13 protein-coding genes are annotated in these 15,047 nt (G+C 71.0%); 4 read left to right on the plus strand and 9 right to left on the minus strand.

The annotated features are described in order from the left end of the window. Nucleotides 1–73 precede the first annotated feature (73 nt). The 5 genes from ACFYWX_RS18805 to ACFYWX_RS18825 all read right to left on the minus strand — a co-directional run bounded on the left by ACFYWX_RS18805 (nt 74) and on the right by ACFYWX_RS18825 (nt 6,140). Complete coding sequence (locus ACFYWX_RS18805; RefSeq protein ID WP_389425149.1) at nt 74–331, minus strand: hypothetical protein; 258 nt, start codon at nt 329–331, stop codon at nt 74–76. Between the two features lie 109 nt (nt 332–440). Beyond that, nucleotides 441–2,558: a fructose-specific PTS transporter subunit EIIC gene (locus ACFYWX_RS18810; protein ID WP_389425150.1), complete on the minus strand. Its 2,118-nt coding sequence runs from the start codon at nt 2,556–2,558 to the stop codon at nt 441–443. A 223-nt stretch (nt 2,559–2,781) separates the two neighbouring features. After that, nucleotides 2,782–3,729, minus strand: coding sequence for a 1-phosphofructokinase (gene pfkB, locus ACFYWX_RS18815; protein ID WP_389425151.1), 948 nt, complete (start codon nt 3,727–3,729; stop codon nt 2,782–2,784). Next, on the minus strand, nt 3,726–4,487 hold the full coding sequence (locus tag ACFYWX_RS18820) for a DeoR/GlpR family DNA-binding transcription regulator (RefSeq protein ID WP_389425152.1): 762 nt from the start codon (nt 4,485–4,487) through the stop codon (nt 3,726–3,728). The genes pfkB and ACFYWX_RS18820 overlap by 4 nt, the downstream gene beginning before the upstream one ends. A 120-nt stretch (nt 4,488–4,607) precedes the next feature. Beyond that, the gene (locus ACFYWX_RS18825; protein WP_389425153.1) at nt 4,608–6,140 is read right to left on the minus strand and encodes an MFS transporter; all 1,533 of its coding nucleotides are present in this window, start codon (nt 6,138–6,140) and stop codon (nt 4,608–4,610) included. Nucleotides 6,141–6,202: 62 nt separating this feature from the next. Between ACFYWX_RS18825 and ACFYWX_RS18830 the strand changes: the two genes are divergently transcribed. Further along, nucleotides 6,203–7,192 carry a helix-turn-helix transcriptional regulator gene (locus ACFYWX_RS18830; protein WP_389425154.1) on the plus strand — a complete coding sequence of 330 codons (990 nt, stop codon included), beginning with the start codon at nt 6,203–6,205 and terminating at the stop codon, nt 7,190–7,192. 560 nt (nt 7,193–7,752) lie between these two features. On the opposite strand, the gene ACFYWX_RS18835 is transcribed toward ACFYWX_RS18830, so the two are convergent. After that, nucleotides 7,753–8,751: an RNA polymerase sigma factor RpoD/SigA gene (locus ACFYWX_RS18835; RefSeq protein WP_389425155.1), complete on the minus strand. Its 999-nt coding sequence runs from the start codon at nt 8,749–8,751 to the stop codon at nt 7,753–7,755. A 224-nt stretch (nt 8,752–8,975) separates the two neighbouring features. On the opposite strand from ACFYWX_RS18835, the gene ACFYWX_RS18840 reads away from it, so the two are divergent. Next, complete coding sequence (locus ACFYWX_RS18840; RefSeq protein WP_389425156.1) at nt 8,976–9,494, plus strand: GNAT family N-acetyltransferase; 519 nt, start codon at nt 8,976–8,978, stop codon at nt 9,492–9,494. Between the two features lie 22 nt (nt 9,495–9,516). Here ACFYWX_RS18840 and ACFYWX_RS18845 read toward each other — a convergent pair whose 3' ends face one another. Next, entirely contained in the window at nt 9,517–10,308 is a 792-nt protein-coding gene (locus ACFYWX_RS18845) for a dioxygenase (RefSeq protein ID WP_389425157.1), read from the minus strand. Nucleotides 10,309–10,449: 141 nt separating this feature from the next. On the opposite strand from ACFYWX_RS18845, the gene ACFYWX_RS18850 reads away from it, so the two are divergent. After that, on the plus strand, nt 10,450–10,959 hold the full coding sequence (locus ACFYWX_RS18850) for a MarR family winged helix-turn-helix transcriptional regulator (RefSeq protein ID WP_389425158.1): 510 nt from the start codon (nt 10,450–10,452) through the stop codon (nt 10,957–10,959). A gap of 104 nt (nt 10,960–11,063) precedes the next feature. Here the strand turns inward: ACFYWX_RS18850 and ACFYWX_RS18855 are convergent, their stop codons facing one another. After that, the gene (locus ACFYWX_RS18855; RefSeq protein WP_389425159.1) at nt 11,064–12,605 is read right to left on the minus strand and encodes an MFS transporter; all 1,542 of its coding nucleotides are present in this window, start codon (nt 12,603–12,605) and stop codon (nt 11,064–11,066) included. A gap of 197 nt (nt 12,606–12,802) precedes the next feature. Next, entirely contained in the window at nt 12,803–13,447 is a 645-nt protein-coding gene (locus ACFYWX_RS18860; protein ID WP_389425160.1) for a TetR/AcrR family transcriptional regulator, read from the minus strand. A gap of 256 nt (nt 13,448–13,703) precedes the next feature. On the opposite strand from ACFYWX_RS18860, the gene ACFYWX_RS18865 reads away from it, so the two are divergent. Next, a complete protein-coding gene (locus ACFYWX_RS18865) occupies nt 13,704–14,990 on the plus strand; it encodes a M6 family metalloprotease domain-containing protein (protein ID WP_389425161.1) in 1,287 nt (428 codons plus the stop codon). Nucleotides 14,991–15,047 lie beyond the last annotated feature (57 nt).

Here is a 15,047-nt window from a genome sequence, read left to right on the forward strand (position 1 = left end):
CTTGGGCTTGTGCCCGGTGCGGCGAGAGGGCGTGCCGGGCGCGGCGACGGGGCGAACGTTGCTTGTCGGGGCACTAGCGGCGGTCGTCCAACTGCCGTACGAGGACCGCGAAGGTGTCCCTCTCCGCCGGGGTGAGCTCGACGGACTCGCGGTGGGGGCCGGTCTGCCGCTGCTCCGGGACGGCGTACAGGGCGGCGGAGCCGGTGTGCCAGACGGTGGCCTCGGCGCGGGCCCGGCGCAGGATGCGGATCAGGCCGACCATCCAGGCGACGGACACCAGGGCGAGAAAGGCGACGCCCGCCAGCTGGAGGATCGAGACGTGCTGAGGCATACGTCCCAGTACACACCACGGTCCGGGACTTTGGTCCCGGACCGTGATGTATCTCGCAGGTGGTGTGAACGACTCACACCGCGTCAAAAGCGCGCAGAGGGGTGGCCGCTCAGACCGCGACCGGCTGCTTCGCCTTCGACGCCGCGGTGGCCGCACCGTCCTGCGCGGCCTCGGCGGCCGTGGTTCCCGGGGCCGGCTTGCGCAGGCCCTTGAGGACGACGACCAGCGTGGTGGTGACGCCCACGCCCACCGCGATGGCGACCAGGTACAGGAACGGGTTGCCGATCAGCGGGACCACGAAGATGCCGCCGTGCGGGGCGCGCAGGGTGGCGCCGAAGGCCATCGACAGGGCGCCGGTGACCGCGCCGCCGACCATCGAGGACGGGATGACGCGCAGCGGGTCCGCCGCGGCGAACGGGATCGCGCCCTCGGAGATGAAGGAGGCGCCCAGGACCCAGGCGGCCTTGCCGTTCTCGCGCTCGGTCGGCGTGAAGAGCTTGCCGCGCACGGTCGTTGCCAGCGCCATGGCCAGCGGCGGGACCATGCCGGCCGCCATCACCGCGGCCATGATCTTCATCGCCGAGTCGCTGGGGCTCGCGACCGCGATACCGGCTGTGGCGAAGGTGTACGCGACCTTGTTGACGGGGCCGCCGAGGTCGAAGCACATCATCAGGCCGAGCAGGGCGCCGAGCAGGACGGCGTTGGAGCCGGTGAGGCCGTTGAGCCAGTCGGTCAGGCCCTTCTGGGCCTCGGCGATGGGCTTGCCGATCACGACGAACATCAGGAATCCGACGATCGCCGCGGAGATCAGCGGGATCACCACCACCGGCATGATGCCGCGCACCGCCGCCGGGATCTTCACCCGCTGGATCGCCAGCACCACGCCACCGGCGATGAGACCGGCCGCCAGACCCCCGAGGAAGCCCGCATTGATGGTCACGGAGATCGCGCCGCCGACGAAGCCGGGCACGAGACCGGGCCGGTCCGCCATGCCGTAGGCGATGTAGCCCGCGAGGACCGGGACCAGGAAGCCGAAGGAGACGACGCCGATCTGGAAGAGCAGCGCGGCCCAGCTGTCGCTCTGGGTCCACACGAAGTGCTCCATGACCGACGGTGCCTTGTTGATCTTGTAGCCGCCGATCGCGAAGCCCAGCGCGATCAGCAGACCGCCCGCGGCGACGAACGGGACCATGTAACTGACGCCGGACATCAGCCACTTGCGCAGCTTGGTGCCGTAGCCCTCGGTGGAGTCGCCGGCGCGCTCGACGGGGGTCGCGCCCGGGGAGCCCGCGGTGACCTCGCCGCGCTGCGCCTTGCCGCGCACCTCGGTGATCAGCTCGCCGGGCCGGTTGATGCCCGCCTTCACACCGACGTCGACGGTCGGCTTGCCGGCGAAGCGGTCCTTGTCCCTCACGGGCACGTCGTGGGCGAAGATCACGCCGTCCGCGGCCGCGATGACCGCCGGGTCGAGCCGGGTGAAGCCGGCCGAGCCCTGCGTCTCGACGACGAGTTCGACGCCCGCCTCGCGGCCGGCGTTCTCCAGGGACTCGGCCGCCATGTAGGTGTGGGCGATGCCGGTCGGACAGGAGGTGACGGCGACGATCCGGAAGGGACGCTCTGCGGCGGCCGCTTCCTCGGCGGTACCCGTGGCGGCGACGGCGGAGGCCGCCGCCGACGCCGCCACGGAGTCTTCGGAGCCGACGGTCGCGGGCTCGGCCGCACCGGCCGCCGCGGGCTCGGCCTCTTCGGCCGCCGCGGGCTCGTCCCCGGCGGCCGCCGCCGCGGGCTCGTCCCCGCGGATCAGCGCCACCGCGGCCGTCGCGTCGTCCACCGACCGCAGCGCGGCGGTGAACTCGGCGTTCATCAGCTGCCGGGCCAGCGACGACAGGATCGTCAGGTGGGCGTCGTCGGCGCCGGCCGGAGCGGCGATCAGGAAGACCAGGTCGGCGGGGCCGTCGGCTGCGCCGAAGTCGATCCCGTCGGCGCTGCGCCCGAAGGCGAGCGTGGGCTCGGTGACGTGCTCGCTGCGGCAGTGCGGGATGCCGATGCCGCCGTCGAGGCCGGTCGGCATCTGTGCCTCGCGGGCGGCCACGTCGGCGAGGAAGCCCTCCAGGTCGGTCACCCGGCCCAGGGTCACCATGCGCTCGGCGAGGGCACGCGCCGCCGCTTCCTTGGTATCGGCGGACAGGTCGAGGTCGACCAGGTCCGCGGTGATCATGTCGCTCATCGCGGGCTCCTTCGCACGCGTATCGCCCGGCACGTGGAGTGGGCGGAAAGGGGGACGGGGGTGCTGTGGGGGGTGACGGGAGTGGTGGAGGCGGGGCCGGGGAAACCCCGCCTCCCCGGGACGGCGGGGCGGCTCAGGTTGCCCCGCGTCCCGTCTGCCGCGGCGAGTAACGGGAAGCCTCGCCGCTTCAGGGCCGGTTGCGTGGTCGTAGCGGTGAAGGCGTTCATGCCACCGGCTCCTTCAGTACGCGGTCCACCGGCACCTGTGCCGTGACCGTCACCGCGGCGGGGTCCAGGTCGCCCGGCTTCGGCATCTCGCTGCCGGGCAGCTGCACGGCGGCCGCGCCGTGCGCGACGGCGGAGGCGAGCGCCTCCGGCCCGCTTCCGCCGGCGATGAGGAACCCGGCGAGCGAGGAGTCGCCGGCGCCCACGTTGCTGCGTACGACGTCGACGCGCGCGCTGCCGAACCAGGCGCCCGCGGCGTCCACGAGCAGCTGTCCGTCGGCGCCCAGGCTCGCGAGAACGGCGCCCGCGCCCATCTCGCGCAGTTCCTCGGCCGCCTTCACCGCGTCGCCCACCGTCGCCAGGGGGCGCCCGACGGCCTCCGCGAGTTCCTCGGCGTTCGGCTTCACCACGTCGGGCCGCTCGCGCAGCGCCGCGAGGAGGGCGGGGCCGGAGGTGTCCAGCGCGATGCGCGTGCCCGCGGCGTGCGCCCGGGCGACCAGGTCGGCGTACCACGACGGAGCGAGTCCGCGCGGCAGGCTTCCGCAGCAGGCGATCCAGGCGGCGTCGCGGGACTGCTCGCGCACGGTCTCCAGGAGCAGTTCCTGCTCGGCCGCGGACAGCTCGGGCCCGGGGGCGTTGATCTTCGTCAGGACCCCGTCCGACTCCGCGAGCGCGATGTTGGAGCGGGTGGCGCCGCCGACCGGTACCGGCGCGACCTCGATGCCCTGCGCGTCGAGCAGGTCGGCGACGAGTGCGCCCGGCGCACCACCCAGGGGCAGGACGGCGACCGTGCGCTGTCCGGCGGCCGCGACGGCGCGCGAGACGTTCACGCCCTTGCCGCCGGGGTCCATGCGCTCGCCGGTGGCGCGGATGACCTCGCCGCGGTCGAGGGACGGCACCTCGTAGGTGCGGTCCAGGGAGGGGTTGGGGGTGACGGTGAGGATCATGCGCGCACTACTTCCGTGCCGCCGCGCTCGATCGCGACGGCGTCTTCGGGGTTCAGCCCGCTGTCGGTGATCAGCAGGTCCACGTCGCTCAGGCCGGCGAAGCGGGCGAAGTGCTCCTGGCCGTGCTTGGCGGAGTCGGCGAGCAGGACCACGCGGCGGGCAGCGGCGACGGCGGCCCGCTTCACCGCGGCCTCGGCGAGGTCGGGGGTGGTCAGACCGTGCTCGGCGGAGAACCCGTTGGCCGCCACGAAGAGGACGTCCGCGCGGATCTCGCCGTACGCGCGCAGCGCCCAGGCGTCCACGGCGGCGCGCGTACGGTGCCGGACGCGCCCGCCGACGAGGTGGAGCTGGATGCCGGGGTGGTCCGCGAGGCGGGCCGCGATCGGCAGGGAGTGCGTGACGACGGTGAGCTCGGCCTCCAGCGGGAGGGCGGCGGCCAGGCCCGCGACCGTCGTACCGGCGTCGAGGATCATCGTGCCCTCGGTGGGCAGCTCCGCGAGGGCCGCCTTGGCGATGCGGCCCTTCTCGTCGGCGGCGGTCGACTCGCGCTCGGCGATGTCCGGCTCGAAGTCGAGCCGGCCGGCCGGGATGGCACCGCCGTGGACGCGGCGGACCAGGCCGGCGCGGTCGAGGGCCTTCAGGTCACGGCGGATCGTCTCCGCCGTGACCTGGAACTCCTCGGCCAGCGACACGACATCCACCCGTCCGCCGTCACGGGCGAGCCGGAGGATCTCCTGCTGCCGCTCCGGTGCGTACATGTCCGTTCGCCTCCGACCGATGCCCGAGCTTGTGGTTTCGGTGGGAGGCTACGCCCGGATTTCCGGAAAGTAAACAGGTTCGGGCTTCCACTCGGACATGAACGGACTTGAGGGGGAGGGTCAGCCCACCAGTTCGGACTTCCGCTTCTCCACCGGAGCCCCGCCCTCGGTCGCGCCCTCCAGGTGCTGGGCCGGGCGCTTGGGAAGGGCGAACATCAGCAGGAAGATGGTGGCCATGACGGCGGCGACCCAGCCGAGGGCGCACTGGAAGGCGTTCACGAACTCGGGGCCCACCTGGGGCGGGGTCAGGTCGTCGTCGATGACGCCGAAGAAGACCACCGAGACCAGGCCGAGGCCGAGGGCGTTGCCCATCTGCTGGACGGTGTTGATGAGGCCGGACGCAGAGCCGGCGTGTTCGTGGGGGACCTCCGAGAGCACCGCGTCCGTGAGCGGGGCGACGATCAGGCCCATGCCGACGCCCATCACGACCAGCGGGAGGGCCATCTGCCAGGAGGCGATCGACATGCCGTACCGCTCGGACTCCCAGATGTAGAGCAGCACGCCCGCGGTCATGAACAGGGCGCCCGCCTGGAGCACCTTGCGTCCGAAGCGCGGGACCAGCTTCTGGACGGACAGACCGGCCGCCGTCGAGACGGCGATCGAGAAGGGCACGCCGGTCAGGCCCGCGTGCAGGGCGCTCCAGCCGAGGCCGATCTGCATGTAGAGCGTCCAGACCAGGAAGAAGACACCGAGCCCGACCCCGAAGACGGTCTGCACCGCGATGCCGGCGGCGAAGCTCTTCACCTTGAACAGCGACAGTTCGATCAGCGGGGAGCCGTCCCGGGTCGCCTTGCGCCGCTCGTACGCCACCAGCGCCGCGAAGACGACGAGCGAGCCGGCCATGGAGAGGTACCCCCACAGCGGCCAGCCCAGCTCACGGCCGCGGGTGAGCGGGTAGAGCAGCATCAGCAGGCCGAGGGTGACGAGGGCGACCCCGACGAGGTCCAGCTTCAGCGCCTTGGGGGCCTTGGACTCGGTGATGAAGCGGGAGCCGAGGACCAGGCCCACGATGCCGACCGGCAGGTTGATCAGGAATATGGGCCGCCACTCGAGGCCGAAGAGGTTCCACTGCGTGAGCAGTGCGCCGAGCAGCGGGCCGGAGACCGCGCCCAGGCCGACGATCGCGCCGAAGAGCCCGAAGACCTTGCCGCGCTCGTGCGCCGGGAAGGTGGCGTGCACGATCGACAACACCTGCGGCACCATCAGCGCCGCCATCGCGCCCTGGAGGATGCGGGAGGCGACCAGCATCTCCGGGTTCGCCGCGAGGCCGCAGAGCGCGGAGGCCAGGGTGAAGCCGCCGATGCCCACGAGGAACAGGCGCTTGCGGCCGTGGATGTCACCGAGCCGGCCGCCCGTGATCAGGCCCGCGGCGAAGGCGAGGGCGTAGCCGGCGGTGATCCACTGGATCTGGCTGAAGGACGCGCCGGCGTCCCGCTTGATCGACGGGATCGCGATGTTCACGATCGTGACGTCGACGAGGTCCATGAAAGCCGCGGTCATCACGATCGCCAGGGCGAACCAGCGCCGGCGGTCGCCCGTGGTGCCCGTTGCGCCCCTGCCGTCGGTGGTGCGGGTGGTGTCGGTTGAGGTCATGGGTCGAAGTTAAGTCCGCAGTAGGTCTGATCGTGACCTACTTGTGCGCGATTCTCACTCTCATGACAACGGACACTCCGGCTCGACTCCTCCAGCTACTGTCCCTGCTCCAGACGCCCCGTGAATGGCCCGGCGGTGAGCTCGCCGACCGGCTCGGGGTGTCCCGTCGTACCGTGCGGCGGGACATCGACCGGCTGCGGGAGCTCGGTTATCCCGTGCAGGCGTCCATGGGGGCCGACGGGGGGTACCGGCTGGTGGCCGGCAAGGCGATGCCGCCGCTCGTGCTCGACGACGAGGAGGCGGTGGCGATCGCGGTCGGGCTGCGTGCGGGGGCCGGGCACGCGCTGGAGGGCGTGGACGAGGCGTCGGTGCGGGCGCTGGCCAAGCTGGAACAGGTGCTGCCGTCCCGGCTGCGGCACCGGGTGACCACGCTGCAGGCCGCGACCACGCCGCTGACCAGTGGGGACGGGGCGAGTATCGCGCCCGAGACACTGACCGTCATGGCGGCGACGGTGGCCGGGCAGGAGCGGTTGCGGTTCGCCTACCGGGCCGGGGACGGGAGTACGTCACGGCGCCTGACCGAGCCGTATCGGCTGGTGTCGACCGGGCGTCGCTGGTATCTCGTCGCGTACGACCTCGATCGTGCGGACTGGCGGACGTTCCGCGTCGACCGGGTGAGCGAGCCGTTCGCCACCGGGGCACGGTTCGCTCCGCGGGAGGTGCCGGAGGGGGATGCGGCGGAGTATCTGCGGCGGTCGATTCGGCGGCCTCAGGAGGCGCCCGAGGCCGAGTACGACTTCGATGTCACCTTTCGGGCGCCGGTGGAGGTGGTCACGGCGCGGCTGTGGGGGGCGTGGGGGCGGCCCGAGCCCGTGGAGGGGGACGAGGGGGCCTGTCGGCTACGGGGGCGGACGGGGGGCCCGGTGGAGTGGGTGGCGGTTCGGCTGGCTGTGGTGGGGTGCGAGTTCTCGGTACGGGGGCCTGTGGAGTTGGTGGAGTGCGTACGGGAGTTGGGGGGTCGGTTGAGCCGTGCGGGAGGCGTGTCGTCGTGAGGGGCTTGAGTGGGCGGGGTGTTGGGGCGTCCGGGGTCGGGGCTGGGCGGGAGTGGGCCGCGCAGCTCGGCGCCGACGGGGCGCCGCCCGCGCCCTCCGCGTACCGGTGGGCCGGGGCGTGACAGAATCTGGGGTTTGGTGGGTCACCCCGGGGTTCAGGTACGGGGTGGCCCACCTGTGTTGTGTGTGGGGTGGGATGTGTTGCGTGTGGGTGGGAAAAGAGCCGGGCCCCGGCGCCCGGGGGGAAGGGCGCCGGAGCCCGGCTGGGGGAAGTCCCGGCGCCGGGGGGGGTGCGTCGGGACTTGGATCAGGGGCCCGGGGGGGGTGTCCCGGGGGCGAACGGCTGCCGTCGGTCGCGCGGCCGTTCGCGGGTCGAACTGCCGTGTCGTGGATTCTTGTTCCCGGACACGGGGGTTTGAAGCGGCGTTACATCGCCATGTTTGCGCGGGCTTTAGCCACCCGGCGTACGCCATCGGCGCGCACCGGCACCTTTGGCCTCAGGGTGTTCCTTCAGTGCTGAGCCGGCGCCCGACAGTCGGCGCCGGCCCATGGCACACGGCTCACGCCGCCGCGTCGAACCCGGTGTCGCGGGCCAGCTTCTTGAGCTCCAGCAGGGCGTGCTTCTCGATCTGGCGGATGCGCTCACGGGTGAGGCCGTGCTCCTTGCCGACCTCGGTCAGCGTGCGCTCACGGCCGTCCTCGATGCCGTACCGCATCTTGATGATGGAGGCCGTGCGCTGGTCGAGGCGGCCGATGAGGTCGTCGAGTTCCTCGCTGCGCAGCAACGTCAGCACCGACTGCTCCGGTGACACCGCCGAGGTGTCCTCCAGGAGGTCGCCGAACTGGGTCTCACCCTCGTCGTCGACCGACATGTTCAGCGAGACCGGGTCACGGGCCCAGTCGAGCACGTCGATCACGCGCTCCGGCGTGGAGCCGAGCTCCGCGGCGATCTCCGCGGGCTCCGGGTCGCGGCCGTTCTCCCGGTTGAACTCACGCTGCACGCGCCGGATCCGGCCAAGCTCCTCCACCAGGTGGACGGGCAGGCGGATCGTGCGGGACTGGTCGGCTATCGACCGGGTGATCGCCTGGCGGATCCACCAGGTCGCGTACGTCGAGAACTTGAAGCCCTTGCGGTAGTCGAACTTCTCGACCGCGCGGACCAGGCCGGCGTTGCCCTCCTGGATCAGGTCGAGCAGGGGCAGGCCGCTGCGGGGGTAGCGGCGCGCCACGGCCACGACCAGGCGGAGGTTGGAGCGGATGAAGACGTCCTTGGCCCGCTCTCCCTCGTCGACCAGGACCTCGAGCTCCTCACGGGTGGCGTCCGTCTTGGACTCCTCGTACCCGTCGAGGAGCTGCCGCGCGAACACGCCCGCTTCGACGGTCTGCGACAGCTCGACCTCCTTGGCGGCGTCGAGCAGCGGTGTGCGCGCGATCTCGTCGAGGTACATGCCGACCAAGTCGCGGTCGGCGATCTCGCCGGCGTGGGCGCGAACACTGCTTGCCGAGTCGGCCGTCTCGCCGGTGGCGGACTGACGACGGGCGACGGCACGGGTTGCCATGCGTGCTCCCTTGCGATGAGTGGGTCAGCGGGGGTCCTTCGGACACCGGACACACTGTCTTTGTCTTCGGCGCTCGGAGCGCTCTCTGTCTCCTGAACGCTCCGGACTCTTGTCGAGTGCCCTGCATCCGATGGAAACAACGACTGGAATCAGGACAGAATTCCCACCAGCACCGCGTTTTTTCTGATCATGCAGTACCCTGTGCGGCCACACGAGGAGGATCGATGCCGTCCGAACGCACAGAGGTGCAGGTCAGGCCGGGAGTCGAGGCGGACCTCGAAGCCCTCACGGACCTCTACAACCACTACGTACGTGAGACGCCCATCACATTCGATACCGCGGTCTTCAGTGCGGAAGAGCGCCATCCTTGGCTGCTCTCCCACCCTGAAGACGGGCCGCACCGGCTGATGGTTGCCGTGGACACGGACTCACAGGAGATTCTCGGCTACGCCACATCCAGCGCTTACCGACCGAAGGCCGCCTACTCGACCTCCGTGGAGGTGACGGTCTACGTCGCCCCGCACGCCGGCCGCCGCGGCATCGGCACGCTGTTGTACAAGGAGCTCTTCGAGGCGCTCTCCGGCGAGGACCTGCACCGCGCCTACGCGGGCATCGCGCAGCCGAACGAGGGTTCCGCCCGGCTGCACGAGCGCTTCGGCTTCCGGCACGTCGGCACGTACCGCGAGGTGGGCCGCAAGTTCGGCCGCTACTGGGACGTCGCCTGGTACGAGAAGGAGCTGTGACCCGGCGACGGGGTCAGCCGTCTCAGCCGAACTGCACCGACCGCTTCGCCATGCCCATCCAGAAGCCGTCGATCACCGACTTCTGTGCCTCCAGCTCACCGCCGGCCTCGGCCGCGCCCATGGTCACGAACAGCGGGGCGAAGTGCTCGGTACGCGGGTGGGCGTAGCGGCCGGCCGGGGCCTTGTCGAGGAAGTCCAGCAGGCCGTCCCAGTCGCGGGCCTCCAGTGCCCGGCGACCCCAGTCGTCGAACTCCGAGGACCATGTCGGCACTCCGGGGCCGGTGTGGCGCAGGGCGGCGAGGTTGTGGGTGAAGAAGCCGGAGCCGACGATCAGCACACCCTCGTCGCGCAGGGGCGCGAGCTTGCGGCCGATCTCCATCAGCTTCACCGGATCGAGGGTCGGCATGGAGACCTGGAGCACCGGGACGTCGGCCTCGGGGAACATCTCCACCAGCGGGACGTAGGCACCGTGGTCGAGGCCGCGGTCGGGGATGTCCTGCACGGGGATGCCGGGGGCGCGCAGCAGCTTGCGTACGGATTCTGCCAGTTGGGGTGCGCCGGGGGCGTCGTAGCGGACCCGGTAGTAGTGCTCGGGGAAGCCCCAGAAGTCGTAGACGAGGGGGACCGGCTGGACGGCGCCGAGGGCCAGGGGGGCCTCCTCCCAGTGGGCGGAGACCATGAGGATCGCCTTCGGCCGCGGCAGGTCGGCGGACCAGGCGGCGAGCTGGCCGGGCCAGATCGGGTCGTCCGCCAGCGGCGGCGCGCCGTGGCTCAGATACAGGGCGGGCATGCGTTCCTGGGTGGCGGCGGACATGACGGCGACTCCTTCCGGAGGATCGGCTGCTTGGAGCATCAGATACTTGGAACATCAGTTGCTTGAAACCTAAAGCTTTACCTCATGCACAATACAGCCAGTTTGTTCAAGTTTCAAGGACACAGCGCTACAGTGGGATACATGAACACGGCATCCGCATCCGCTGAAGAGCCGCAGTGGCTCACCGCCGAGGAGCAACTCGTCTGGCGCTCCTACCTGCACGCCACCACCCTCCTCGAGGACCATCTCGACCGCCAGCTCCAGCGTGACGCGAGCATGCCGCACATCTACTACGGCCTCCTCGTGGGGCTCGCCGAGGCCCCGCGGCGGCGGCTGCGCATGACCGAGCTGGCGATGAAGTCGAAGATCACCCGCTCCCGGCTCTCCCACGCGATCGCCCGCCTGGAGAAGAACGGCTGGGTGCGGCGCGAGGACTGCCCCTCCGACAAGCGCGGCCAGTTCGCGGTGCTGACGGACGCCGGCCTCGAGGTGTTGCGGCGGACCGCGCCGGGCCATGTGACGGCCGTACGCCAGGCGCTGTTCGACCGGCTCACCCCGGAACAGCAGAAGTCCCTCGGCGAGATCATGCAGATCGTCGCCGAGGGACTCCAGCCGAACGAAGCGGGTGCGGACCTGCCCTGGCTGCGCTGAGCCGCTCACTCAGCGCGCCGGGGCAGGTCCTGGATTCGTTCGTACGGAGCGTCCCCTCCCCGTACGAACGAAGGGCCCGAAGGGATACGACGGGGCGGTCGCCGTCAGTGGACGACGACCGGCACCGCCAGCTCGTCCTCGACGCCCTCTCCGGAGCCCGTCACCGTGGCGGTGTCCGGGCGGCCGGCGTTGACGAAGACCACGACGATCACGGCGGCGAGCACCAGCATGCCGACGGCGAACCAGATCGCGTTGGTGTAGCCGTGCACCATGCCCTGCAGCTGGACCAGCTGCTGCTGGGACTTGGACGTGGCGCCCCCGATGTGGTCCGTGATGTACGACGTCGTCGCCGAGGCGGCGATCGTGTTCAGCAGGGCCGTGCCGATCGCGCCGCCCACTTGCTGCGAGGTGTTGACCATCGCGGAGGCGACACCGGCGTCCCGGGGCTCGACGCCCAGGGTGGCCAGGGACATGGCCGGCATGAACGCCGTACCCATACCGAGGCCGAGCAGCAGCATCGACGGCAGAACGGTCGAGGCGTACGACGAGCCGATCTCCAGCTGGGTCAGCAGGAACATGCCGCCCGCGGCGACCAGGAACCCCGGGCCCATCAGCAGCCGGGCGGGGACCCGGGTCATCAGGCGCGTGCCGATCTGGGTCGAGCCGACCATCATGCCGACGATCATCGGCATGAAGGCGAAGCCGGTCTTGATCGGCGAGTAGCCCTTCACGATCTGCAGGTAGTAGGTCAGGAACAGGAAGGTGCCGAACATCGCGATGATGGCGATGCCGAGCGAGAGGTAGATGCCGCCGCGGTTGCGGTCGGTGACCACGCGCAGGGGCAGCAGCGGGGCCTTGACCTTCGCCTCGGTGACGACGAAGGCGATGAGCAGCACCGCGGAGGCGACGAACAGGCCGACCGTCATGGAGTCGCCCCAGCCGTCCGACTCGGCGCGGGTGAAGCCGTACACCAGGGAGACCAGGCCGAGGGTGGACAGGACCACGCCCGGGATGTCGAGCGGGGAGCGGTTGCGGCCACCCTCCGGCTCACGGATGACGAAGTACGCGCCGGCCGCCGCGGCGATCGCGAACGGGATGTTGACGAAGAACGTCCAGCGCCAGTCCATGTACTCGGTCAGCACACCGCCGAGGATGAAGCCGACGGCGCCGCCGCCACCCGCGATCGCGCCGTAGATGCCGAACGCCTTGGCGCGCTCCTTGGCGTCCGTGAACATCACGGCGAGCAGGGAGAGCGCGGCGGGCGCGAGGATCGCGCCGAAGACGCCCTGGAGGGCGCGGGCACCGAACATCATCGCCTCGTTGGTGGCCGCGCCACCCAGCGCGGAGGCCGCGGCGAAGCCGACCAGGCCGACGACGAAGGCGTTCTTACGGCCCCACAGGTCGGCGATGCGGCCGCCGAAGAGGAGGAGTCCGCCGAAGGCGAGGGCGTAGGCCGTGACGACCCACTGCCGGTTGCCGTCGGATATGCCCAGGTCCTGCTGGGCGGAGGGCAGGGCGATGTTCACGATGGTCGCGTCGAGGACGACCATCAGCTGGGCGAGCGCGATGAAGACGAGCGCTTTCCAGCGGTTGGCGTCACCGCTTGCGGCGGCGGCGCCGGGAGCCTTTGCGGCTGTTTCAGACATGGGGGTACCCACTTCGGGACTTCGTGACGGACAAAGACGTCGCGAGGACGTCGTCAAGGGACGACTCGGCGACCGTGGCGGCCGTGAGCTGTGTGTCGTGTGCTGTGCGTGGTGAGCTGTGTGTCGTGAGCTGTGCGTGGTGAGCTGTGTGTCGTGAGCTGTGTGTGGTGACTCGGGTGATGCGCTGAACTAATCGGTCAGGCCTGGCGCAGGTCCTCCATGGTCACGGCCGTGCCCGGCAGGGTGGAGCGGGCCGGGGCCCGCAGTCCGTCCAGGAACAGCTGAAGGTGGCGGTGCAGGAAACGGTCGACGTTGAGGCAGGCCGTACCGGCCGGCGGCCGGCTGAGCTGGGCCACGGTGACCAGCACGTCACCGACGTCGACGTCGGAACGGAGCTGTCCGGCCGCCTGGGCGCGGCCCATGACCTCCTGGATGATCCGCTCGACCCGCTCGCGCGCGGCGACCAGGTCGGCGTGATTCTCGTTGAAGGCGCTGGAGAGCATCGGGCACAGTGCGCTGATCCGCTCGTCGGCGGCCACGTGCACGAACTGCTCCAGCGCCGCGAAGGCGTCGCCGTTCTCGGCGAGGGCGATCTCGGCGGCCCGCACGGTGCGGTCCATGACCGAGCAGACGACCTCGCGCACCAGTGCGTCGCGGTCCGGGAAGTTGCGGTACACCGTGGCGTTGCCGACGCCGGCCCGGCGGGCGATGTCATCGAGCGGCACCTCGGGGCCGAGCTCGGTGAACATCTCCCGGGCGGCGGCGACGATCCGCTCCCGGTTGCGCAGGGCGTCGGCGCGCGGCCGGGATGCCTTGCGCTGCTCGGGGGGCGCGGTCTGCACGGCGTACTCCTCGGTGATGGGGCTGGCGATCCGGGGAGCGGATCCCCGTTTCACTCGGACACAGGGCTAAACGGGGAATCGGTCCCCGGAATTTCCCGTACCGGCAGTCAATTCATGTGACCTGGGCCACATTGCGCTGGGACGGTGCCCCACGATCGGCCCTCTCCAACGCGCGCCCCCGACCACCCCGACACAGGGTGATCAAGAGGGCGCAGCCGGTGACCGGTGCGGCTGCCCGGAGCGGAAGGGCCGACGCATGCAGCCGCAGCCGACCAGCCGTCGGATACGCCCGCGCCGCGTGGCCGCCCTCGCGTCCGTGACCGCCCTGACCCTCGCGGTCAGCACCTCGGCCGGTTCCGGACGCCTCGCCCCGAGCGCCACGACGGCCGGCGCGGGCCCGGTCGCGGTGTCCCGCTCCGCGGCCCTCGGCGCCTGCATGATCAGCGGCAGTCCGGTCGTCCAGATGTCGGAGGGCATCCCGACCCCGACCGGCTACTCCCGCGCAACCGGCGTCGTCCGCGCGCTGACCGTGATGGTCGACTTCTCCGACGCGCCAGGGCAGGGCAACGCGCTCGACCGCTTCAACGAGTTCTTCCCGCAGACCCAGGAGTGGTTCCGCACGAGTTCGTACGGCCGTCTCGACTACCGTCCCGAGGCCCCGGTCCGCGACTGGCTGCGCATGCCCAAGCCGTTTCGCGCGTACGGCATAGAGCGCGGCGCACCCTTCGACCCCGGCTACCGCACCCTCGTCCAGGACATCGTGGCCGCCGCCGACCCGACGGTCGACTTCCGGGCGTACGACCTGCTGAACGTGCTGATCACGCCGAACGCGGGGCCGTCCGCACTCGACACGGTCCTGTCGGTGACCTTCGCGGGCAACACGGAGGCGCCGATCGCCGACGGCGTTCCCGTGTCGAACGCCTCCTTCGTCTACTCCCGCCAGGACGACGGCTCCGGTTCCTACGCGCAGACCGGCTACCGCGTCCTGCCGCACGAGAACGGCCATGTCTTCGGGCTGCCCGACCTGTACACCCAGGAGGGCGGGGGCGCGGTCGGGCACTGGGACATCATGAGCGAGGACTGGGGGGCCAACAACGATCTGCTCGGCTGGCACAAGTGGAAGCTGGGCTGGCTGGACGCCACGCAGATCGGCTGTGCGGCGTTGCCCGGGACGACGCAGTACACGCTGACGCCGCTGGCCCGCGCCGGTGGTCCGAAGCTTGTGTTCGTGCCCGTCAACCGGCGTACGGGGTATGCCGTCGAGTTGCGCACCCAGGAGGGCAACGACCAGGCGGTGTGCCGGCCGGGTGTGCTGATCTACCGCGTCGACGCGGAGATCGACACCGGGATGGGACCGGTCACCGTGTACGACTCCCAGCGCGACACCGGCGGCTGCACCCACAGCCCCAACGTGCACGCCGAGCTCTCCGACGCTCCTTTCGCCCCGGGTGAGAGCTTCGTCGACTCCAGGCGCGGGATCCGCATCTCCGTGGCGGCGGCGGACCTGGCGGGGAACCACAGGGTGCTGGTCACACGCCGGTGAGGGGGCTGCGGGCGGGGGGTGCCGTGTTGTCTGTTGCCGCCAGTGGTCCGTTGCCGC

The sequence above is a fragment of the Streptomyces sp. NPDC002888 genome, assembly GCF_042888465.1.
GTDB lineage: Bacteria > Actinomycetota > Actinomycetes > Streptomycetales > Streptomycetaceae > Streptomyces.

Bases quoted from the DNA above. Each gene is read 5' to 3' on its own strand.
- ACFYWX_RS18805 (WP_389425149.1), bottom strand. From the start codon at position 331: ATGCCTCAGCACGTCTCGATCCTCCAGCTGGCGGGCGTCGCCTTTCTC.
- ACFYWX_RS18810 (WP_389425150.1), bottom strand. From the start codon at position 2,558: ATGAGCGACATGATCACCGCGGACCTGGTCGACCTCGACCTGTCCGCC.
- pfkB (WP_389425151.1), bottom strand. From the start codon at position 3,729: ATGATCCTCACCGTCACCCCCAACCCCTCCCTGGACCGCACCTACGAG.
- ACFYWX_RS18820 (WP_389425152.1), bottom strand. From the start codon at position 4,487: ATGTACGCACCGGAGCGGCAGCAGGAGATCCTCCGGCTCGCCCGTGAC.
- ACFYWX_RS18825 (WP_389425153.1), bottom strand. From the start codon at position 6,140: ATGACCTCAACCGACACCACCCGCACCACCGACGGCAGGGGCGCAACG.
- ACFYWX_RS18830 (WP_389425154.1), top strand. From the start codon at position 6,203: ATGACAACGGACACTCCGGCTCGACTCCTCCAGCTACTGTCCCTGCTC.
- ACFYWX_RS18835 (WP_389425155.1), bottom strand. From the start codon at position 8,751: ATGGCAACCCGTGCCGTCGCCCGTCGTCAGTCCGCCACCGGCGAGACG.
- ACFYWX_RS18840 (WP_389425156.1), top strand. From the start codon at position 8,976: ATGCCGTCCGAACGCACAGAGGTGCAGGTCAGGCCGGGAGTCGAGGCG.
- ACFYWX_RS18845 (WP_389425157.1), bottom strand. From the start codon at position 10,308: ATGTCCGCCGCCACCCAGGAACGCATGCCCGCCCTGTATCTGAGCCAC.
- ACFYWX_RS18850 (WP_389425158.1), top strand. From the start codon at position 10,450: ATGAACACGGCATCCGCATCCGCTGAAGAGCCGCAGTGGCTCACCGCC.
- ACFYWX_RS18855 (WP_389425159.1), bottom strand. From the start codon at position 12,605: ATGTCTGAAACAGCCGCAAAGGCTCCCGGCGCCGCCGCCGCAAGCGGT.
- ACFYWX_RS18865 (WP_389425161.1), top strand. From the start codon at position 13,704: ATGCAGCCGCAGCCGACCAGCCGTCGGATACGCCCGCGCCGCGTGGCC.